The sequence below is a fragment of the Streptomyces longispororuber genome, from assembly GCF_014656095.1.
In the GTDB taxonomy this organism is placed as follows: Bacteria; Actinomycetota; Actinomycetes; order Streptomycetales; family Streptomycetaceae; genus Streptomyces; species Streptomyces longispororuber.
In genome coordinates, this window is the sequence record NZ_BNBT01000096.1 from 13,683 (window position 1) to 33,677 (window position 19,995).

Annotated in this window: 18 protein-coding genes; 5 read left to right on the plus strand and 13 right to left on the minus strand. The window is 74.1% G+C overall.

All coding sequences use genetic code 11. The annotated features are described in order from the left end of the window. Positions 1-40 precede the first annotated feature (40 nt). The gene (locus IE330_RS25380) at positions 41-1,090 is read right to left on the minus strand and encodes a LysR family transcriptional regulator (RefSeq protein ID WP_190138432.1); all 1,050 of its coding nucleotides are present in this window, start codon (positions 1,088-1,090) and stop codon (positions 41-43) included. Positions 1,091-1,299: 209 nt separating this feature from the next. Here IE330_RS25380 and snpA point away from each other — a divergent pair, with 209 nt between their 5' ends. Next, on the plus strand, positions 1,300-1,980 hold the full coding sequence (snpA, locus tag IE330_RS25385; protein ID WP_190138433.1) for a snapalysin: 681 nt from the start codon (positions 1,300-1,302) through the stop codon (positions 1,978-1,980). A gap of 24 nt (positions 1,981-2,004) precedes the next feature. Here snpA and IE330_RS25390 read toward each other — a convergent pair whose 3' ends face one another. From IE330_RS25390 to IE330_RS25410, 5 genes are all read right to left on the minus strand, one after another. Continuing rightward, on the minus strand, positions 2,005-3,987 hold the full coding sequence (locus IE330_RS25390) for an FUSC family protein (RefSeq protein WP_190138434.1): 1,983 nt from the start codon (positions 3,985-3,987) through the stop codon (positions 2,005-2,007). A gap of 354 nt (positions 3,988-4,341) precedes the next feature. Further along, positions 4,342-5,286: an endonuclease/exonuclease/phosphatase family protein gene (locus tag IE330_RS25395; protein WP_190138448.1), complete on the minus strand. Its 945-nt coding sequence runs from the start codon at positions 5,284-5,286 to the stop codon at positions 4,342-4,344. 314 nt (positions 5,287-5,600) lie between these two features. Next, the gene (locus IE330_RS25400) at positions 5,601-6,557 is read right to left on the minus strand and encodes a hypothetical protein (protein ID WP_190138435.1); all 957 of its coding nucleotides are present in this window, start codon (positions 6,555-6,557) and stop codon (positions 5,601-5,603) included. Between the two features lie 77 nt (positions 6,558-6,634). Beyond that, positions 6,635-7,480, minus strand: a complete 846-nt coding sequence (locus IE330_RS25405) for an ABC transporter permease (protein WP_190138436.1) — start codon at positions 7,478-7,480, stop codon at positions 6,635-6,637. Beyond that, positions 7,477-8,565: an ATP-binding cassette domain-containing protein gene (locus IE330_RS25410; protein WP_190138437.1), complete on the minus strand. Its 1,089-nt coding sequence runs from the start codon at positions 8,563-8,565 to the stop codon at positions 7,477-7,479. Before IE330_RS25410 ends, IE330_RS25405 begins: the two co-directional genes overlap by 4 nt. Before the next feature lie 243 nt (positions 8,566-8,808). On the opposite strand from IE330_RS25410, the gene IE330_RS25415 reads away from it, so the two are divergent. After that, positions 8,809-9,258 carry a hypothetical protein gene (locus IE330_RS25415; protein ID WP_229925909.1) on the plus strand — a complete coding sequence of 150 codons (450 nt, stop codon included), beginning with the start codon at positions 8,809-8,811 and terminating at the stop codon, positions 9,256-9,258. A 58-nt stretch (positions 9,259-9,316) separates the two neighbouring features. Here IE330_RS25415 and IE330_RS25420 read toward each other — a convergent pair whose 3' ends face one another. After that, positions 9,317-10,618 carry an SGNH/GDSL hydrolase family protein gene (locus IE330_RS25420; protein WP_190138438.1) on the minus strand — a complete coding sequence of 434 codons (1,302 nt, stop codon included), beginning with the start codon at positions 10,616-10,618 and terminating at the stop codon, positions 9,317-9,319. A gap of 198 nt (positions 10,619-10,816) precedes the next feature. Between IE330_RS25420 and IE330_RS25425 the strand changes: the two genes are divergently transcribed. Then, positions 10,817-11,725, plus strand: a complete 909-nt coding sequence (locus tag IE330_RS25425) for a LysR family transcriptional regulator (RefSeq protein ID WP_190138439.1) — start codon at positions 10,817-10,819, stop codon at positions 11,723-11,725. Positions 11,726-11,749: 24 nt separating this feature from the next. On the opposite strand, the gene IE330_RS25430 is transcribed toward IE330_RS25425, so the two are convergent. After that, on the minus strand, positions 11,750-12,487 hold the full coding sequence (locus IE330_RS25430; RefSeq protein WP_190138440.1) for a TetR/AcrR family transcriptional regulator: 738 nt from the start codon (positions 12,485-12,487) through the stop codon (positions 11,750-11,752). Positions 12,488-12,620: 133 nt separating this feature from the next. On the opposite strand from IE330_RS25430, the gene IE330_RS25435 reads away from it, so the two are divergent. Continuing rightward, positions 12,621-14,174, plus strand: coding sequence for an MFS transporter (locus tag IE330_RS25435; protein ID WP_190138441.1), 1,554 nt, complete (start codon positions 12,621-12,623; stop codon positions 14,172-14,174). Positions 14,175-14,386: 212 nt separating this feature from the next. On the opposite strand, the gene IE330_RS25440 is transcribed toward IE330_RS25435, so the two are convergent. The 3 genes from IE330_RS25440 to IE330_RS25450 all read right to left on the minus strand — a co-directional run bounded on the left by IE330_RS25440 (position 14,387) and on the right by IE330_RS25450 (position 15,963). After that, positions 14,387-15,163, minus strand: coding sequence for a glucose 1-dehydrogenase (locus tag IE330_RS25440; protein ID WP_190138450.1), 777 nt, complete (start codon positions 15,161-15,163; stop codon positions 14,387-14,389). Positions 15,164-15,173: 10 nt separating this feature from the next. Beyond that, positions 15,174-15,677, minus strand: coding sequence for a cupin domain-containing protein (locus IE330_RS25445; protein WP_229925911.1), 504 nt, complete (start codon positions 15,675-15,677; stop codon positions 15,174-15,176). Positions 15,678-15,768: 91 nt separating this feature from the next. After that, complete coding sequence (locus IE330_RS25450) at positions 15,769-15,963, minus strand: hypothetical protein (protein WP_190138452.1); 195 nt, start codon at positions 15,961-15,963, stop codon at positions 15,769-15,771. A 227-nt stretch (positions 15,964-16,190) separates the two neighbouring features. Between IE330_RS25450 and IE330_RS25455 the strand changes: the two genes are divergently transcribed. Then, positions 16,191-16,376, plus strand: a complete 186-nt coding sequence (locus IE330_RS25455) for a DUF397 domain-containing protein (RefSeq protein WP_190138442.1) — start codon at positions 16,191-16,193, stop codon at positions 16,374-16,376. On the opposite strand, the gene IE330_RS25460 is transcribed toward IE330_RS25455, so the two are convergent. Together IE330_RS25460 and IE330_RS25465 are read right to left on the minus strand one after the other, a co-directional pair. Next, on the minus strand, positions 16,362-17,231 hold the full coding sequence (locus IE330_RS25460; RefSeq protein WP_190138443.1) for a helix-turn-helix domain-containing protein: 870 nt from the start codon (positions 17,229-17,231) through the stop codon (positions 16,362-16,364). The two genes, IE330_RS25455 and IE330_RS25460, sit on opposite strands and share 15 nt — an antisense overlap. Before the next feature lie 366 nt (positions 17,232-17,597). Next, a complete protein-coding gene (locus tag IE330_RS25465) occupies positions 17,598-19,688 on the minus strand; it encodes an ATP-binding protein (protein WP_190138444.1) in 2,091 nt (696 codons plus the stop codon). Positions 19,689-19,995 lie beyond the last annotated feature (307 nt).

Consider the following 19,995-nt stretch of genomic DNA (forward strand, 5'->3'; position numbering starts at 1 on the left):
GAGGGGTGCCCCGGCCCGGGGCGCCCCTCGGGGGCGCGGCTCACAGGGGGGTGGGCCGCAGGTCGCGGGCGGTCTGGGGGCCGAGGTCCGGCGGCGGGGGGAGCGGGGCGGGCACGGGGCCCTGCGGGGCCGGGGGGCGGGGCGCGGGGGGCCCGGCGGCTCCGGTGCCGAGGAGCCAGTCCTGGTACGCGGGGGCCTCGGCGGCGGCCTCCCAGTAGGCGGCCTCCAGGTCGCCGTACACCGCGTTGAGCTCGGTCTCCGTACGGGCCGCGACGTACAGGCGTACGCCCAGCGGGTCGCCGTACAGGGGTCTGACGGCCATGTCGGGTCTCGCCACCGAGGTGGGCTGGCAGAAGGTGACGACCTCGCCGGTGGCGACCAGCGTGGCGGCGGTGAGGTAGTCGCCGTGCAGGACGCGCGGGTCGAGCCCCGCCGCGGTCAGCACCCGCCGCAGGCCGTCCCACTCCCCGTCGACGGTGGGGTCGACCATCCACCGGTCGGCGGCGAGGTCGGTGAGGCGGACGACGGGGAGGCGGGCGGCGGGGTGGTCGGCGGCGAGCGAGACGAACTGCGGCTCGCGGTCGATGAGGACGCGGCGGGCGAGGGCCTCGGGGAACCGCAGGGGGCTGCCCTCCACCTCGTGCACGAAGGCCACGTCGAGCTGCCCGTCGGCGACGGCGCGCAGCAGCGCGTTCGCGGACACGTCCATCTGCAGCGAGGTCTCCGTGCCGGGCAGGCTGGCGCGGAGCCGGCGCAGCCAGCCCGGTATGGCGCGGCTCGCCGTGGAGCCGATGCGCAGCCGGGGCTCGCCGTCGCCGGCGCGGGCCGCCGCCGCGCGGGCCTCGGTGACCAGGGCCCGCATCTCCACGACGAGGGGGCGGGCGCGGCTGAGGACGGTGCGCCCGAGCGGGGTCGGCCGGCAGCCGGTGCGTTCGCGGACGAAGAGCGGGCCGCCCACGGCGTGCTCGATGCGGCGCAGTTGCGTGGTCAACGAGGGCTGGCTCATGCCGAGTTGGCGCGCCGCCTTGTGCAGGCTGCCGGTGTCGGCGATGGCGCACAGTGCGCGGAGGTGCCTGACCTCGAGCTCCATGGCCGTGAGCGTAGAGCGGGTTACGGCAGCACACCAGCCTCCCAAACACCCATGGAACCGTAGAAGTTGCCCCTTCCTGCGGTGACCGGATGCGCGGCGATAGGGGCGCGCTATCGCCACCTGCCATCATCCGCGCGGGGTCCGGCTCCCCGACACTCACGGATAACCGAAACGTTCACCTTTCACCGAACGAGTAGGGAGCCCCCCACATGCACAAGCGTTATGTGTCCGTCGCCGCCGCGCTCGGACTCGCGGTCGCCGCGCTCGGCACCTCCTCCGTGGCCTCGGCCGCCCCGTCGTCCGACACGGCCAAGTCCACCACCTCGGTCTCCGCGACGTCGTCGGCCGCCCGGTACGCGGGCTCGGCCGAGGAAGCCGCCGCGAACAAGGCGTTCTTCGAGGCCGTCGTGAAGGCCGTCGCCGAGAAGCGGGCCGCGAACCCCGGCGCCCGGGCCGTCACGGTGACGTACAACGCCTCGCGCGCCCCGTCCTTCCGCCAGCAGATCGCCGCGTCCACCTCCATATGGAACGCCGCCGTCACCAACGTGCAGCTCCGCGAGGGCACGACCGGTGCGAGCTTCTCGTACCGCGAGGGCAACGACCCGCGCGGCTCGTACGCGAGCACCGACGGCCACGGCCGCGGCTACATCTTCCTCGACTACCGCCAGAACCAGCAGTACAACTCGACCCGGGTGACCGCGCACGAGACCGGCCACGTGCTCGGCCTGCCCGACAACTACCGCGGCCCGTGTTCCGAGCTGATGTCCGGCGGCGGCCCCGGCCCGTCCTGCACCAACGCCCAGCCGAACGCCACCGAGCGCGCCCGGGTCAACCAGCTCTGGGCCAACGGCCTGGCCAAGGCCATGAAGCAGGTGGAAGCGGCCCGCTGACCCCGCCCCCGCGTCCCCGTGAGGTCACCCTCGCGGGGACGCGATGGCACGGGCGGCCGCCACCTCCTGGCGCAGGGGTTCCAGGACGCTGTCCTCGGGGCCGGTGAACTCCACCGGCACCGGGACGAGCACCTCCACCTCGCGCAGGCCGTCGGCCAGCTCCCGCAACTGCCGTACGACTTCCCCGGCCTCCGCCCCCTCAGGGGCGGGGGCCCCGTGGCGTACCCGCACCCGTGCCGCCGTGGTCGCGTCGACGATCCGCTCCACCGCCACCACCAGCGGCCACCACGCCGCGGCCCGCGCGCCCATGGGCGGCGGCTCGCTCAGGGCCCGCTGGAACTCCGTACGGATGTCGGACAGGTCCCGGTAGAGGCGGCGCCGCATCCGGGCGCGCGCGGCGGGGTCGGGCTCGCCGCCGGGGGCCCCGAAGGCGCACTCCACGTACTCCGCCGTGTCGGCGACCGCGTCCGCGAGCCGGTGGCCGATCCGGGTGTGCCAGCTCTCCGGCCACAGCAGGTAGCCCGCGACGAGCGCGATGGCGCAGCCGATGAGGCTGTCCAGGAGCCGGGGCAGGACGAGCCCGAAGCCCTGGTGGTTCAGGACGTCGGAGAGCAGCAGGATGACGGGCGTGATGGCGGCGGTCTGGTAGCCGTACCCGCGCGGGGTGAGCGCCGGGATGAGCGTGGCGAGGACGAGGACGACGGGCACGTCCCACCAGCCGCGGTCGGCGGCCGGGAGCACGGCAGCGGCCACCACGAGCCCCGCCGCCGTGCCGAGCGCCCGCAGCACCGCGCGCGAGAAGACCGAGCCGAAGTCCGGCTTGAGGACGAAGGTGACGGTGAGCGCCACCCAGTACGAGCGCGGCACGTCGACGAGGGACACCAGCGCCTGCGCGATCCCGATGCACAGGGCGAGCCGCAGGCCGTACCGCCAGGAGGCGCCCGACAGCATGACGTTGCGGGTGGCGCGGCGGGCCCGGACGCGCAGCGCGGCGGGCCGCCCGAGCCGGTCGTCGGCGGGCACGGCGGTGAGCGGGTCGGGGTCGGCGAGGGTGTCGTCGGCGTGCCGCAGGGCCTGGTACACCGCCCGCGCGGCGGCGCCGTCGTCGTCGGGCACCTCGCCGGGCAGGCCGAGGTTGCCGGGGTGGGGGGCGGGGCCGCGGGCGATGGCGTCGGCCAGCCGGCGGGCGGCGCGCGGCAGTTCGGGCGGGAGCCGCTCGCCGTAGCGGTGGGCGGCGGGGGCGGCCTCGACGACGGGCGTGATGGCGTTGAGCTCGGCGATGAGGCGGACCAGGTCGGGGCTGCGGCCGCGGTCGCGGGCGCGGCGGGCCAGGACGAGGTCGTAGGCCTTGTTGAGGGACGCGGTGACGGTGGCGCGGGCCTCGTCGTAGGCGTCCTGGCGGGCGTGGGCGGTGCCCGCCGCCTCCAGGAGGGCGGCCACGTTCCGGTACGCCGTCGCGACGGCCGTCCGCTCCGGTACGCCGGACCGCAGCGGCCAGGCGAGCAGCGCGAGGGCGAGGACGAGGAGGCCGCCGCCGGTCATCAGGACCGGCGCGAGCCACCACGCGCCGGGCAGCGGGAGGCCGGCGCCGATGACCGCGTTGAGCAGGAGCAGCAGGCCGGAGACGGAGGCCACGGCGCCGATGGTCGACATCATCCCGGAGACCAGGGCGACGAGCGTGACCGCGGCGACCGCGGTCCAGCCGTGGCCGTGGACGAGGGAGCCCAGGGTGACGCCGACGGCCCCGAAGAGCTGGGGGACGGCGATGTTCAGGACGCGCATGCGGTAGGCGTCGGCGGTGTCGCCGATGACGCCGGACAGCGCGCCCATGCCGGCGAGCGCCCCGTACGCGGGGTGCCCCGCCGCGGTGCCGACGGCCAGGGGCAGGGACATGGCGACGGCGGCGCGGGTGGCTGCGGCCCAGGGGACGGGGGCCGGTTGCGGTCTGAGCGACCTGACGAGCCAGGGGGGTGGGGCGAGGGAGGCCAGTGGGGCTCGACGGGGCATATGCCCATTATCGCCGGGGTGATCGTCCGGGCCGCCCTCGCGGGTGCGCCCCAGACCCGCCCCTTCCCCGAAACCGGTGGCTGCCGCCCCCGGCCCCCCGCCCTCACGTCTGGGGCTCCGCCCCTCTCCCCCGAATCGGCGCTCCGCGCCTCGTCCTCAAACGCCGGACGGGCTGAAATCTCCTCGCACGGCGGACAGTTTCAGCCCGTCCGGCGTTTGAGGACGAGGCCGCCAGGCCGATTTCCGGCAGGCGACGGCGGCGGGACGCGGACGGTTTCAGCCTGTCCGGCGTTTGAGGACGAGGCCGGAGGCCGATGGGGGGCGGGTGGGTGGGGGCAGAGCCCTGGATGGACGTCAGGGCCGGTGCAGGGTCAGGTCTAGCTGCACCGCACGGTGATCCGTGTTGCCGATCTCCACGAACCGCACGTCCCGCGCCCCGAAGTCCGGCGAAGCCAGCACGTGGTCGATCTGTGCCCCGAACGGCCGGGGCAGCGCCGTCGGCCAGGTGGGCGTACGGGAGGACCCGGCGACGCGCGCCGCGTCGCGGAGCCCCTCGTCGAGGATGCTCCGGAACGCCGCGTGGTCCTGCGTGGCGTTGAAGTCCCCGGCCAGGACGGTGGGCTGCCCGTCGCCCGCGGCGGCGTAGTCCCGCAGGGCGCCGAGCTCGCGCCGCCAGCGGTCGACGTCCCCGGCGGTGGGCGGCATGGGGTGGGCGAGCTGGAGCCGGACCCGGACGCCCTTGACGTCGGCGACCGCCCCGGGCATGCCGAGGGTGCCCCGCACCCCCGCGGCCCGCTCCAGCGGCACGTTGGCGAGGATGACGGAGCCGTCGGCCCCGTCCCCGCCGGCGGCCACGCGGTAGGGGTAGGCGGACTCCGGCAACCGCTCGCGCAGCAGGTCCTGGCAGGCCCGGTCGCACTCGGACACGAAAACGAGGTCCGGCTTCCGCTCCCGGACGGCCTTGACGAGGCCGGGCGCGCCGCGCCCGAACTCGACGTTCGAGGCGAGCACCCGCAGGTCGGCGACCGGCCGCCCGTCCGGCTCCACGACCTTGCCGTACGGCTCCGTGAACCAGGCGAGCCCGCCGAGCACGGCCACCGCCCACACGAGGCCGACGCGCCACCGCCCGTACGCGGCGAGCAGCAGCGCGGCCGCGGCGGGCGCGAGCAGCCACGGCAGGAAGGCGAGGAGCTGGGGCACGGGCGTGACCGCGTCAGTGTCGGCGGCGCGGCAGCCGAGCACGGCGCTCGCCCCGGCGAGCAGCAGGCCCGCCGTCCACGCGGCGACGCGCCAGGACATCGGCCTGCGCGTGTCGGCGTCACCGTCGGCCGTCCGCTCGGGGTCGAGGGGCGGTGCCGTCACGTGCTCCAAGGGGCGGCCTTTCGTCGACGGGGCGGCCCGCCCGCACGGCGCGCTGCCGGGATCCCCCTTGAAGGACGCGGGGGCGGGACGGAAAGTTTCCCGTACGCCTGGGCCCCCCGGGACGCGCAGGGCCACGCCGCACGGCACGTACCCACGGAGAAGCCGTGTCAGCCGCGCCTGCCGTGCCCGCCGGGGTCAGCCGCGCCCACCGGGGTCAGCCGGGGTCAGCCGCGCCCGCCGCGTCAGCCCGGTCAGCCGTGCTCCTCTCCGGCCGGGGCGCGCGGCGTCGGAGGCAGCTCCTCCGGGTCCCCGGCGGGCGCGGCCCGGGACCGCCACGGCAGCGGCCACCACCACGCCGCCACCGCCACCAGGGTGCCCAGCCCCACGAGCACCCAGGCGGTGACGCGCAGGCTCTCGGTCAGCGCGTCGTAGACGGCCCCGGCCGCCGCCCGGGACACGTCCGGCGGCAGGTCGTCCAGGGTCAGGGCGGGGCCCACCGCGACGGCGGCGGCGAGCGCGGCGGCCACCAGCGCGATGCCGAGGGCGGTGGCGAGCTCGGCGCGGCGGCGGCGCGCCGCGAGGAGGACGCCGCCGGCGGCGCAGAGCGCGGCGGCGACGGGCAGCCAGACGCCCGCGGCCTGGAGCATGCGGAACACCTTCCGGTAGTCGCCGAGGTCCTGCGACCGCATGACGGTGACCTCGGTGTGGCGCACCGGGATGCGGTCGGCGAACGGCACGCCCTCGTCGGCGAGTTGCCGCTTGACCTGCTCGGTGAGGGGGGCGAGGTCGATGGTGACCTCGCTGTCGGAGTCGTTCTTCAGGGCCTCCTCCACGGCCGCGTGCGCGGCGCGGTTGGCCGCGTCCCACGCGGTGCGGTAGGCCCGCGTCGTGGTGAAGGAGCCGACCGCGTCCCGTACGAAGGACTCGACGGCGGACTGCAGCGGACCGGCGTCGATCTCCGCGAGTGCCGCGTCGGTGACGGCGTCGGCCACGGCCGCCCGGACCGCCGGGTCCCTCGACAGCGGCGCCATCGTGGCCACGTACCGGTCCGTGTCCTGGATCTCGTACGCCGTCCACGTGGAGACCGCGCCGAGGGGCGCGAGCAGGCACGCGAGGACGAGCAGGACGACTGCCAGGGCGGGGCGGGCGGCGGCGAGGGCGGGGCGGGGGGTGTGCGGGCGGGGGCCGGTGCGCGGGTGGGGATCCACGTCCACCAGGCAAGACCCCGGCCGCGCGGGGCGCGACCGGGGTGACTCCGGATGGCGGATCCGGCGGTGGCAGCGGCCTACTTCCGGCTGTACAGGCGCATCGTGACCGGGCCGAAGACCGCCACGAGGACGCCCGCCCAGCCGAGGGTCCAGGCGATCTCGGCGCTCGGCCGGGCACCGTCCATCAGGCCGCGCACGGCGGAGGCGAGATGGGTGATCGGGTTGTTGTTGACGAACGCCTGGAGCCAGCCGGGCATCGTCTCCGGCTCGACGAAGATGTCGCTGAGGAACGTCAGTGGGAACAGCATCATCATGCTGACGCCCATCACGGACTTCTCCGTGCGCAGCAGCAGCCCGAACATCGTCCACACCCAGGAGAAGGCGAAGGAGAAGACGAGCAGCAGCACCACGCCGAGCAGCACGCCGACGGCGCTGTCCGGGCGGAAGCCGAGGACGAGGCCGACGGCCAGCATCACGGCGGACGCCATGGCGTACCGCAGGGCGTCGCCGAGCAGGTAGCCGACCATCGCGGAGGGCCGCCAGATCGGCAGCGAGCGGAAGCGGTCGAAGACGCCCTTCTCGATGTCGGTGTTGACCGACACGCCCGTGTACATCGTGATCATCACGACGGACATCACGAGGATGCCGGGCAGCAGGTACTGGATGTACTCGCGCGGCGAACCGGCGAGCGCGCCCCCGAAGAGGTACGTGTACATCAGCACCATCATGACCGGGAACGCGGTCACGTCGAAGAGCTGCTCCGGCACGTGCTTGATCTTCAGCACGGCCCGCCAGCCGAACGTCAGGGACGTGGACAGGGCGCTCGGGCGGCGCGGCCGCTCGGTGGAGACGAGCAGCTCGGCGAGGGACTCGGCGCGGACGGGCGCGAGGTCCTGGGTCTCGGTGGGGGTCGTGGTGCTCATCGGGTGGCCTCGGCTTCCGTGCGGCCCGCGTCCGCGCCCGTGCCCGCGGCGGCGGTCCCCGCGGGCTCCGTGAGCGCCGCGGGCGTGGTGAGCGGCTGGTCGGTGAGGGCGAGGAAGACCTCGTCGAGGCTGGGCTGGCCCAGGGCGAAGTTGTCGACGGTGATGCCCGCGCGGGCCAGCTCGGCCAGGGCGCGGGAGGCCTTCTCGGCGGCGGCCTCCCCGCCCGGGGACCCGCCGTCGCCGACGCGGGCGGTGAGCGCCACCGGGTCGGGTTCGAGCTGCACCTGCGTGTCCAGGGTCAGCCGCAGCAGGCGCGCGGCCTCCTCGCGCCGGTCGGCGTCCCGCAGCCGTACGTGCACCGCGCCCGCGCCGACGGACGCCTTCAGCTCGCCCTTGGTGCCCTCGGCGATGACCCGGCCCCGGTCGATGACGGCGATGCGCGACGCGAGCTGGTCGGCCTCGTCCAGGTACTGCGTGGTGAGCAGGACCGTGGTGCCCTGGGCGACGACGGCCCGCACGATGTCCCAGACCTGGTTGCGGCTGCGCGGGTCGAGGCCGGTGGTCGGCTCGTCGAGGAACAGCAGGTCCGGGGTGTTCAGGATGGACGCGGCAATGTCGATGCGACGCCGCATGCCGCCGGAGTAGTTCTTCACCTGCCGTCCGGCGGCCTCGCTCAGGCCGAACGCGGTGAGGAGCTGCTCGGCGCGGGTGCGCGCGGCCTTCCTGCCGTGGCCGGTGAGCCGGGCGAGCAGGACCAGGTTCTCCGTGCCGGTGAGGTCCTCGTCCACGGACGCGTACTGCCCGGTGAGGCTGACGCGGGCGCGGACGGCGTCGGCCTCGCGGACCACGTCGTGGCCGAATACGTGGGCCTCGCCGCCGTCCGGGCGCAACAGCGTGGCGAGCATCTTCACCGTGGTCGTCTTGCCGGCGCCGTTCGGCCCGAGGAGGCCGTAGACGGTGCCCGCGGGGACGGTCAGGTCGACGCCGTCGACCGCGCGGTTGTCCCCGAACGTCTTCACCAGGCCGGCCGTCTCGATGGCCGGGCCGTGTGGCCCGGAGCGCCGGTGGGGGTGTTCGCTGCTCATGTCCTGCGCCTTCCGACGGCGGTGTGTGCTGCTGCGGGTGCGGTGGCGGTGCGTCATGAGGGGAGACCGGGCGCGGTCCGAAAACTCATCGTTCCCCGCCGGGGAGGGGCCGCGCGACCGGGCGCCCGTGGGTGTGCCGGCCGGGCGCCCGTGGGTGTGCCGGGCGCGCGCTCCGGTGGAGCGGGGGCCCGTACGGGTGTTTCCTGGGAGGAGGTTGTTGCTCCTGAGCGGGAAGGAACCGCCATGGCAGTCACCGCACCCGGATCGCACAGGTCCCACAAGCTCCACCTGCCCCACGGGACGCGTGGCTCCCACGGGACGCGTGGCTCCCACGGGAACGCCGGCGCCCGCGCCCTCTCCCGCGTCTGGGCAGCCCCCGCGCTGCTGGCCCTGGTCTACGGCCTGTGGACCGCGACCAACGACCGCCAGGGCGGCCCCGTCACCGCCGGCAACGTCGTGCTCGGCATCGTCTCCGGGGTCGTCCTCGGCGCGCTGTACGTGGCGCTGCGCCGCCTGGCCCCCGCCCTGCCGCGCGAACTGCGCGCCCCCGCCTGGGGCGCCCTCGCGGGCACGGCCGTGGCCTTCCTGTACAGCCTGACCGACGCGAGCGTGCTGCGCGTGGCGGGCCTGGGCCTGGCGGTCACGGCGGGCGTCACGGCGGCGACGTACTACTCCTTCGCCACGCACGAGTGACCCGCATGCGAACGGCCCGCCCGCCCCTGCCGGAGCGGACGGGCCGGGGGCGCGCCGGTCAGAGCGAGCCCAGGTCCACGGCGCGGGCCATGGCCCGGTAGCCGGCGTCGTTGGGGTGCAGGTGGTCGCCGCTGTCGTACGCGGGCCGGATGCGCTCGGGGTCCTGCGGGTCGGCGAGGGCCTTGTCGAAGTCGACGTACCCGTCGTACTCGCCGGAGGTGCGCACCCAGGTGTTGAAGGCGTCGCTGACGGCGGCGGCGTGCTTGCCGTAGTGGTCGGAGCCGCCGAGCGGCAGCAGGGTGGCGCCGACGACCTTCAGGCCCTTGGCGCGGGCGGCGCGGATCAGCTTGCGGTGGCCGTCGATGAGCTCCTCGGCGCTGACCACCGGAGCGGGCTTGTACGTCGGCTTGTCGGTCTCGCTGAAGCCGATGTCGTTGAGGCCCTCCAGGATGACGACGGTCCCGGCGTTCGGCAGGTTCGTGACGTCCCGCGCGAAGCGGGTGGTGCTCTTGTCGCCGAACCACGCCGAGTCGTTGAGGACCATGTTGCCGCCGATGCCCGCGTTGACGACGGGCCGGGGCGTGCCCGCCGCGGCGAGGCGCTCGGCGAGGGCGTCGGACCAGCGGCGGTTGCGGTCGGTGGAGGAGGCGAAGCCGTCGGTGATGGAGTCGCCGAAGAGGACGACGGCGTCCCGCTCGGGCCGCTTCGCGCCGCGTACGTCGACGCCCGCGAGGTAGTACCAGGACTCGGTGGACTCGCGGAAGGCGGCGCCGCCGGTGTCGGCGACGTGGTCGCCCTGGGCGCGGTAGCTGGTGGCGAACGACTGGGCGTGGAAGGTGGCGGGCCCGGTGGTGCGGGCCAGCCGCAGCGTGACCGTCACGGAGTCGAAGCGGTCCAGGCCCAGGGCGGCCGCGTCGCTGGAGAGCTGCTCGCCGGCCGGGACGGTGACGGAGCGCTTGCCGCCGAAGGTCAACCGGCGCAGGGAGCCCTTCTCGACGGCGGCGCCCTTGGCGCCCTCGGTGCGGGCGACGGTGGCGGCCTCGATGTGCAGCGGGGACGCGCCGTAGGCGTTGGAGAGCCGAACGCGGGCTCTGTCGCCGCCCTCGGTCACCCGGACCACCTGGCGCAGGGTCTGGTCGTCGAACCCGGCTTCGGACCAGTTGGGCTTGAAGCCGATGCTGGGGCGTTGGGGTGATGCCGCCCAGGCGGCGGTCCATGGCGCGGCGGCGCGCGCGTTCGTGGCGGGGCGTTCGCCGCCGTCGGCGCGGGCGCCGGTGACGGCGAGGCCCGCGGTGAGGGCCAGCGCGGCGGCCAGGACGACGGACTTGCGGGCGGTGGACTGCCGGGTCTGCGAAGGCATGGCGCATCCTTGGGAGTTGACGGGGCCGGAAGGGGCGCCCGGCCGTGGTGGCCGGGCACGTCCCACGATCCGCCCCCGCCGCTGGCCGATCAACGGCGATCCGTGAAACGATCCCTGCTCCGGGACTTATCGATGCAGGTCAGCGGCTTCGCAGGGGCAGGGGACGGCAGCGGCGGGACGGCCGCGGGGGGAGCCGGGATGGAACGGCAGGAGCTGGAGACCTTTCTGACGCTCGCCGAGGAGCTGCACTTCGGCCGCACGGCGGAGCGGCTGCTCGTCTCGCAGGCGCGCGTGAGCCAGACGGTGAAGAAGCTGGAGCGCAAGATCGGCGCGCCGCTCTTCGAACGCACCAGCCGCGTGGTGTGTCTCGCGCCGCTCGGACGCCAGCTCTACGAGGACCTGGCGCCGCTGCACCGGCGCATGGAGGAGGCCGTCGCCCGCGCCAAGGACGTGGCGCGCGGCGTCACCGGTGAGCTGGGCGTGGGCTTCCTCGGCACCGGCGCCGGCTCCCTCACCCAGCCGATCCTCAAGCTCTTCCGGGAGCGCTGCCCGCGGTGCGAGATCCGGATGCGCGAGACCCAGTTCCAGGACCCGCTCGGGCCGCTGCGCTCCGGCGAGGTGGACGTCCTGTTCACCTGCCTGCCGGTGCGCGAGCCCGACCTGACGGTCGGTCCGGTCGTCATCCGGGAGCCCCGGGCCCTGGCGGTGCCGGCCGGCCACCGCCTGGCGGGCCGCGCCTCCCTGGTCTGGGAGGACCTGGCGGGCGAGACCTGCTTCGCCGTCGTCAACAGCGCCCCGGCCTACTGGTGGGACTTCCACGTCCCGCCCCGCACGCCGAGCGGCCGCGAGATCCGGCGGGGCCAGGCGGTGGCCACGTTCCAGGAGATGATGACCCTGGTCGCCACCGGCCAGGGCGTCTCCCCGGTCATCGCCTCCGTCGAGACGTACTACTCCCGCCCGGACGTCGTCTTCGTACCGGTTACGGACCTGCCGCCGGCGGAGGTGGCCCTGATCCGGCGCGGCGGCACGGCGACCGCCGCCACGGCGGCCTTCGTCCAGGCCGTGCACGACGCACTGGACGCCCACGGCGGCCCCGCGACCTTCTGAGCCGCCGCCGGGGCGGTGTCGGCATCAGCCGGGCAGGCGTGCCTCCAGGCCGTCGAGGATGCAGTTCAGGCCCACCTGGAAGTAGCCCTGCCGGGCGTCCTGCACGTCCCGCCGCGGCTCCAGCTCGTACATCGCCCGCACCCGCGGGTAGGGCCGCACGGCCGTCTCCACCGCGGGCCGGACCGTCTCCATCCAGGCCTGCTCGTCGCGGCCGCTGCGCGCGAGCGTGGTCAGGTAGGCGGCCTCGGTGGTGGCGATGCCGATGACGTAGCCCCAGATGGTCTTGACGGCGATGTCGCAGGACTCCAGGTCGAACCCGCGGGTCTCGAAGAGGGCGAGCATGTCCTCGGTGAGGCGCATCATGTTCGGCCCCAGGTTGGCCATGCCCAGCTCGCCGAGGACGGAGGCGATCCAGATGTGCCGCAGCAGCACCTCGCGGACGTTCTCGCCGAAGCCGAGCGCGGCGGCGCGCCAGTCCTCGTGGGAGGCGGATGCGGGCACCGGCACGTCGATCTCGCCGTACACCCGGTCGACGACGAGCTCGATGATCTCGTCCTTGTTGGAGACGTGCGTGTAGAGGCTGGTGGCGCCGGCGTTCAGCCGGGTGCCCAGCTTGCGCATGCTCAGGGCCTCCAGGCCCTCGGCGTCCAGCAGGGCGAGCGCCTCGGCCACGATCTGCTCGCGGCTGAGCGCGGGCTGATCGCGGCGCTGCCGGCTCGGCCGGGTCCAGACGGACATCGAGGTCGGCTTCTCAGTGCGCATGCGGCCACCCTTCTCTGCACTCCCCTGTTGACCTCACCCTAACCCAGCCACGCACGACGTTCGGCGGTTGCGAACAGTGTGCGGCGTACGTACAGTGTTCGGAGTAAGCGAACGGCGTACTGAGGAGGACCCGATGGACGGGCTCGGACAGCAAGGGAAGGAAGCGGGCGACGCGGCCACGGCACGCGATCCGCGCCGCTGGTGGATTCTGGTCGTGCTCTGCCTGAGCACCCTCGTCCTGGTCGTGGACAACATGGTCCTGACCGTCGCGGTCCCGCCCATCGCCCAGGACATCGAGGCGACCGCGTCCGACATCCAGTGGATCCTCGACTCCTACATGCTGGTCTTCGCGGGCCTGCTGCTGACGTCCGGCTCGCTCTCGGACCGGTTCGGCCGCCGCAAGGTCATGATCATCGGTCTGGTGCTCTTCGGCGGGGCCTCCCTCCTGGCCACCGTCGCGACCAACCCCGAGCAGCTCATCGCGGGCCGCATCCTGATGGGCATCGGCGGCGCGCTGATCATGCCCAGCACCCTGTCGATCCTCATCACCGTCTTCGACGAGCAGGAGCGGCCCAAGGCCATCGCGGCCTGGAGCGCGGTCGCGATGGTCGGCCTGGTCGGCGGCCCGGTGCTCGGCGGCGCCCTGCTCCAGCACTTCTGGTGGGGCTCGGTCTTCCTGATCAACGTGCCCATCGCGGTCGTCGCGATCCTCGCGGCCCTGGCGCTGATGCCCGAGTCCAAGGGGCCCTGGCGCAAGGCCGACCCGCTGGGCATGGTCCTGTCGATGACCGGTATGGCCGCGCTGGTGTGGACGATCACCGAGTGGCCCAAGGACGGCTTCGGCGACCCGAAGGTCTACGTCGCCGCGATCGTCGCCGTGGTCTGCCTCGTCGGCTTCGGCCTGTGGGAGACGCGCATCGAGGAACCGATGATCCCCCTCATGCTGTTCCGCAACCGGGTCTTCACCGGCGCCAGCTTCTCCATCGTCCTGCTGACCTTCGCCAACGGCGGACTGATGCTGGTCCTGACCCAGTACCTCCAGTTCGTGCTGCACTACTCGCCCACGAAGACCGGCTGGGCCTTCGCGCCGCTCGCCGTCGCGGCGCTCGTCTTCAACACCCTGGGCGCCACGCTCGGCCAGAAGTTCGGCAACCGCTTCATGGTCGCCACCGGCCTCGTGATCATCGCCTCCGGCTTCTTCACCCTGACCACGCTGGAGGTCGGTGACGGCTTCGGTGTCGTCGCCGTCGCCATGGTCCTGATGGGCGCCGGCGGTGGCCTCGCGATGCCCGCCGCGCAGGCGGCCCTGATGGGCGCGGTGCCCACCGAGCACGCGGGTGTCGGCTCCGCCCTCAACGACACCGTCCAGCAGGCGGGCGCCGCCCTCGGCGTGGCGGTCCTCGGCTCGATCCTCTCCAGCACCTACTCCCGCTCGATGCCGGACTCCGCCTCGGACACCGCCGACAACTCCATCGTCGACGCCCTCGCCGAGGCCGCCCGCACCGGCAACGAGGCCCTGGCGTCCGCCGCCCGCGACGCCTTCGGCGACGCCATGTCCGCCAGCTTCGTCGTCGGCGCCTCGGGTGTCCTGGTGGCCGCGGCCCTCTCCCTCTTCCTGATGCGGCCCCGGCCCGCGGACGAGGTCCCGGCCGAGGACCAGCCCAAGGAGCCGACGCCGGTCGCCTGACCTACCGGGGCGGGCGCCCCGGACACCGCCTTCGGAGGGGCCCCGCCCCTATCTCCCCTCTCCCCCCGAGGGGCCCCTCCGCAAGACGCCGGACGGGCTGAATCCGCTTCAGCCCGTCCGGCGGTTTTTTCTGTGCCCTGTGTGCTGTGTGCTGGGCGCTGCGTGCTGCGCGCTGGGCCCTCTGGGGCGCGTGCTGTGTCCCGGGTCCCGCGTCACCACGAGGGCCGGGCGCTCACCCCGCCGTCCACCAGCAGGTCCGTCCCGGTGATCCAGCCCGCCGCGCCCGAGGCGAGGAAGACACACGCGGCGCCGATGTCCTCCGGCCGCCCGAGGCGCTCCAGCGGGGCGGCGCGCGTCCACCGCTCCACGCCCTCCGGCCAGTCCTCCGCGAGCCCGGGCCGGTCGACGAGGCCCGGCGAGACGCTGTTCACCCGCACCCCGAGGGGCCCGTACTCCACGGCCGCCGCGCGCGCGAACGCGATGAGCGCGGCCTTCGACACCCCGTAGTGCGCGTGCCCCGGCGCGGGCCTGTGCCCCTCGACCGACGCGATGTGCGTGACGCTGCCGCCCCCGTCCTGGCCGGCCATCACCTCGGCCGCGGCCTGCGTACAGGCGAACGCGCTGGTCACGTTGGCCTCCTGGAGCAGCCGCCAGTCGGCCGCCGCCATGCCGCGCAGGGGCTGCACGGGCTGGATCCCGGCGTTGTTGACGAGCGCGTCGAGCCGTCCGCGCCAGTCGTGCGCGGCCGCCACGAGCCGGCGGCACTCCCGCTCCTCGCTCAGGTCGGCCGGTACGACGACGGCGTGGCCGCCCGCCTTCCCGATCTCCTCGGCCAGCTCCCGGGCCCGGTCGGCCCGTTGGTGGCAGTGCAGGACGACGGCCGCGCCGGCCCGTGCGAACTGCCGCGCGATGCCGCCGCCGACGAGTCCGCTGGCACCGGTGACGAGGGCGACGCGCCCCGCCAGGGACGGCAGTCCGGGGTCGGTCACGCCTTCCGGGTCAGTCACGGCACAGCTCCCTGATGCGCGTGGCCTGCCGCGGGTACGCGGCCGCCAGCGCGGCCGGGTCCCCGCCCTCGTAGTCCCGCTCCATGAACCCGGGCGCCATGGTGGTGCCGAACAGCGACCAGGCGCCGCCGTCCCGGACCCGGGCGCCCATCCAGGTCCCGGCCGGTACGACGACCTGGAACTCGTGGTCGGCGCCGAGCAGGCGCAGTTCGTCGCCGCCGTCCGGGCGCAGCAGGAGCAGTTCCAGCGGGTCGCCCCGGTAGAAGTGCCAGACCTCGTCGATGGGGAGGCGGTGCAGGGCGGAGAAGTCGCCGGGCTCGGCGGTGAGCAGCATGATGATGGCCGAGCCCGCGGGCCGCCCGGTCGCGTCCGGCGGGCCCGCCCAGGTCCGGCGGAACCGCCCGCCCTCGAAGACCAGGGGTTCGAGCCCGTACCGGGCCACCAGCTCCTCAGGGGCCACCAGTTCCTCAGGGGCCACCAGTTCCTCAGGGGTCACCGCGTACTCCCGTTCCGTCGTCCCACCAGTGAGAGCGCCGCCGCGGGCGGGCACCGCCGGACGCCGGGCCTGACCGCGGCGGCTGGGCCTGCTACCGACGCTGTAACCACCACACCACGAAGGAGAACAGGGCGGTACCCGCCGCCGTGCTGGCCCCCTTCGCCACGTTGGCCACCGCCGAACGTCCCCAGCGGTTCCAGTGTTTGCCCGCCACGGCACGGATGACTGTGCCCGTGGAGTCGCTAGACTTCACTTCGAGTGTCCTTTCCTGGATCTGGATGCTCATCCAGGGAGCCCAAGGTCGTTGCTTGCCGGCGGGACCGCGGGCTCCCTCGCCATGCCGTCAGGCGTCGTCTATCGCCTGAAGCGTGCTTCTCTTCGGATATCTGCCGTTTTCCAACCGCTTTTGCCTTTCATGGTGAATTTCCGCGAACTTTGCCTCAAATGCACCCTTGGCAAGTCCTGGCCACGCCTTGATAATTCCCCTGGGTGTCGAAGCGGGGAGGGTGAGTGATGGCGGATGGTTCTCGGTGGCGGAAAAGCTCCTACAGTGGTTCGAGTGAGGAATGCGTAGAAGTGTATTTCGGGACTCTGCTACGTGTCCGGGACTCCAGGTGTATGAGTGCGGGAAACCTGACTTACACCGCTTCGGCGTGGCGGTACTTTCTCGCCGCATTGAAAAGGTCAGAGGAGCAGTGACTCTTCGGTGAGCTCCTTGGCGACACTCCTCTCCACCTTCCAAAAAGCGTCGAGGTAGTCGGCGGGCTGCTTCTTCTTTCCGCCGCTCGGAGTGCGCTCGCTGAGCAGTACCTCACCGTCCGGCGTTTCGAGATAGGCGACGATGTCGTCATCGCTTCCCTCGAACTCGAACACTGCGTAAGGGGTCCTGAAGAAGGGGTAGATTCCTGCGCTGAACGGCACGTACATGACCGTCACATTCGGCATGTCGTTCGCTGCGAGCAATTGCTCGTGCTGCTGCCGCATGACGGCCTCGCTGCCGATGACGCGGCGCAGGGCCGCTTCGTCAAGGATGAAGAAGAACTGTCCTGACTCCGGCGTGATGACGCGCTGCTGGCGCTCCAGGCGGAGCTGGATACGCGCCTCCATCTCTTCTCGGTCGCCGGACATGCCTCCCTCTTGCGTGAACCCGCCCAGCAGCGCGCGCATGTACGCCTCCGTCTGCAGCAGGCCCGGCATGACGTTCCGCTCGAACGCCCGCACGATGGAGGCCGATCCCTCGTAGGCCAGGTAGGCCTGGAATTCCGGGCTCGCGACCGAGCGGTACGGCCAGTACCACGGCAGTTGGCGGGCGGAACGCGCGAGTTCCAGGAGTGCCTCGTGGTCTTCTTCGTTCACCTGGTACTTCGTGAGGAGAGCCATCACGTCCGTGACGCTCACCCCGATCTTTCCGTTCTCGATCCGGATCAGCTTTGACGGGGACCAGTCAAGATCCTCGGCCACTTGGCGCTGAGTCAAATTCGCTGCTTCGCGGGCCTTCCGCAGCCGGTCACGGAGGCGCTGGCGGAGGAAAAGCGGGTTCTGGCTGGTCGGCATGACATCCCCTTCTCGTCTCGGAAAGGTGATGCTACGGCTAGCTGTCGGCATGCACCTCCGCAATCGTCGATCCAGCCCATCGGCTCCACTCCAATGGGTTGTTGCCGGTCAGCGATATGACGATCGAGCGGTGGCAGAGCGTCCGGCCCCTGACCGGGCGGTGGACCCTCGCCAGACGCCGTCACGCGCCCCGGCAGTGTGCTATCTCGCTTTCAGCATCAAGGCCCGGCTGACCACGCGCAAGACTCAGGAAAGAGATCACGCGAGAGGTGGGGCGGCGGGAAAGCGAACAGGCTGGAGAAACGGATGGTTCCGTAAAATCTTCGGATCACCCGCGGAATCCGGACCCTAGGGGTTGCGGGCCGCCTAACCCGCGGTGCCGTCAGGCGTGAGGAGCGCCGTGAGTGCCGTGTCCACGTCCGTGGTGTGGCCGGTGCGCAGGGCGCGTGCCGAGGCGGCGTCGCCGAGGAGGCGGCGGGTGGCGTCCTCGCAGGCGCGGCGCGCGGCGAGGAGGTCCGGGGAGCCGAGCCGGGGCGAGCCGATGGTCTCCCAGACCTGGTCGGCGACGCCCAGGCAGTGCGCGGCCCGCGCGGCGCGGCCGGAGGCGACGGCGGCGCAGGCCAGCACGTCCAGGGCCATGGCGATGCCGAGGTGGTCGCTGAGGCGGCGCTTGCCCGCGATGGCGGCGCGCGCGTGGGCCGCGGCCGGTTCCGCCCGCTCCTGGCCGAGCGCGGCGAGCGCCTGGAGGTAGTCCGCCCAGGCGCGCAGCCAGATGTCGCCGCGCCGGGCGCACTCGGCGCCGAGCAGGTCGGCGACGGCCGCGGCCTGCGCGTACCGGCCCAGGTGGACGTAGGCGAAGGCCCGGGCGGTCTGGACGAGCCCCCAGGCGGGGACGGAGCGGCTGTGGGCGGGCGGGGGGCCGTGGGCCGCCTCCAGCACCGCGGCGGCTTCCGCGAGGCGGCCCCGGACCGCGTGGATGCCGCCGTCCAGGTGCGCCGCGGCGTACTGCGTGGCCGCCCGGTCCGCGGCGTCCCGCGCGGGCGTCTCGGCCACCGCCGCACGGAAGGCGGCCGCGCAGTGCCGGGCGGCCTCCCCGTCGCCCTGGGCGAGGGCGATGAGGCCGCGGGCCCACACGGCCCGCGCGCGCACGGGCCCGGCCCGGGGCGGCAGGGCGAGCGCCCGGTCCAGGTAGTGGCCGCCCTCCCGGGGCAGGCCGCAGGCGAACCAGACGAACCACAGCGTGCCGCTCAGCTCCTGGGCGGTGCCGCCGTCCTGTTGGACCAGACAGAACTCCAGGGCCGCGCGGAAGTTCGGGTGCTCGGCGGCCGTCCTGCCGTACCAGGCCGTCTGGTCGGGGCCGAACCACGCGGCCTCGGCGGTGCGGGCCAGCGCCCGGTAGTGGTCGCGGTGGCGGCCGCGCACCTCGTGCTCCTCGCCGAGGCCGCGCAGCCAGAACGCCCCGAACTCGCGGATGGTGTCCAGCATCCGGTAGCGCTCACCGGCGCCGGCGGGCTGCCACTCCAGGATGGATCCCTGCGCCAGCAGCGCGAGCAGGCGCGGCACCTCCGCCGCGGGCAGCCGGTCGTCGGCGCACACCGCGCGGGCCGCGTCCACGTCGAAGTGCCCGGCGAACACCGAGAGCCGCGCCCACAGCAGCCGTTGGTCCGGGGTGCAGAGCTGGTGGCTCCAGCCGATGGCGGTGCGCAGCGCCTGGTGCCAGGGCGGGTCCGCCCCGTAGTCCGCCTGCCGGGTCTCGCCGAGCACCGCGAAGCGGTCCGCGAGGCGCCGGTTGAGCGCGGCCGGGGTCATCTCCCGCAGCCGGGCGGCGGCCAGTTCGATGGCCAGCGGCAGCCCTTCGAGGCGGCGGCAGAGCGCCGCCACCTCCCCGGCGTCCGCGCCGGTGAGGCCCACGCCGGTCGCCGCCGCGCGCCGGGCGAGCAGCGCCACCGCGTCCGCCTCGGGCAGCGGGCCGAGGGGGACGACGTCCTCGACGGGCAGGCCGAGCGGGCGGCGGCTGGTGGCGAGGACGCGCAGCCCCGGGGCCACGGTGAGCAGGGTGGCCGCCGCCTCGGCGCAGTCGCGGACCAGGTGCTCGCAGGTGTCCAGGACGAGCAGCAGCCGCCGCCCGGCGACGTACTCCGAGACCACCTCCAGGACGGGCCGGGTGGTGCGGTCCACCAGCGGCAGCGCCTCGGCGACCGCGTACGCGAGCAGCGCCCCGTCCTGGAGCGGGGACAGGTCCACCCACCAGACGCCGTCGGCGAAGCGCGGCAGCAGCTCGGCGGCGGCCCGGCGCGCCAGCCGGGTCTTGCCGACGCCACCCACGCCCGTCAGCGTCACCAGGCGCTGGTGGGCGAGGCGTTCGGTCAGCTCCGCCAGCTCGTCCGTCCGTCCGACCAGCTCGGAGTCCTGCCCGCCGGGCGGGCGGGCCGCCTGCGGGCCGCGGGCCTGCGCCACGTTCGCCCCCTGTGTGTCTCCGCCGAGGCGGTCCGGTCCGTGCGGCGCGCGCCGCGCCGGCCCGCGGGAGCGGGCCGGACCACGGGACTGTGGCGAATCGGCCACGCACCGTCACCGGAGGTGGCACAGTACCCGCACGCAAGGGGTGCGTGGGCGTCATCCGGACTTCGCCTGACGGTTGGGGAGCTGCTGTGGGCACGCGGCACGGACGGGGAACCGCGGCTGTGGGCACGCGGCACGGGCGGGCGGCCGTGGCCGTCGGCACGCGGCACCGACGGGCGGCCGGGGCACCGGCCGGGGCCGTGCG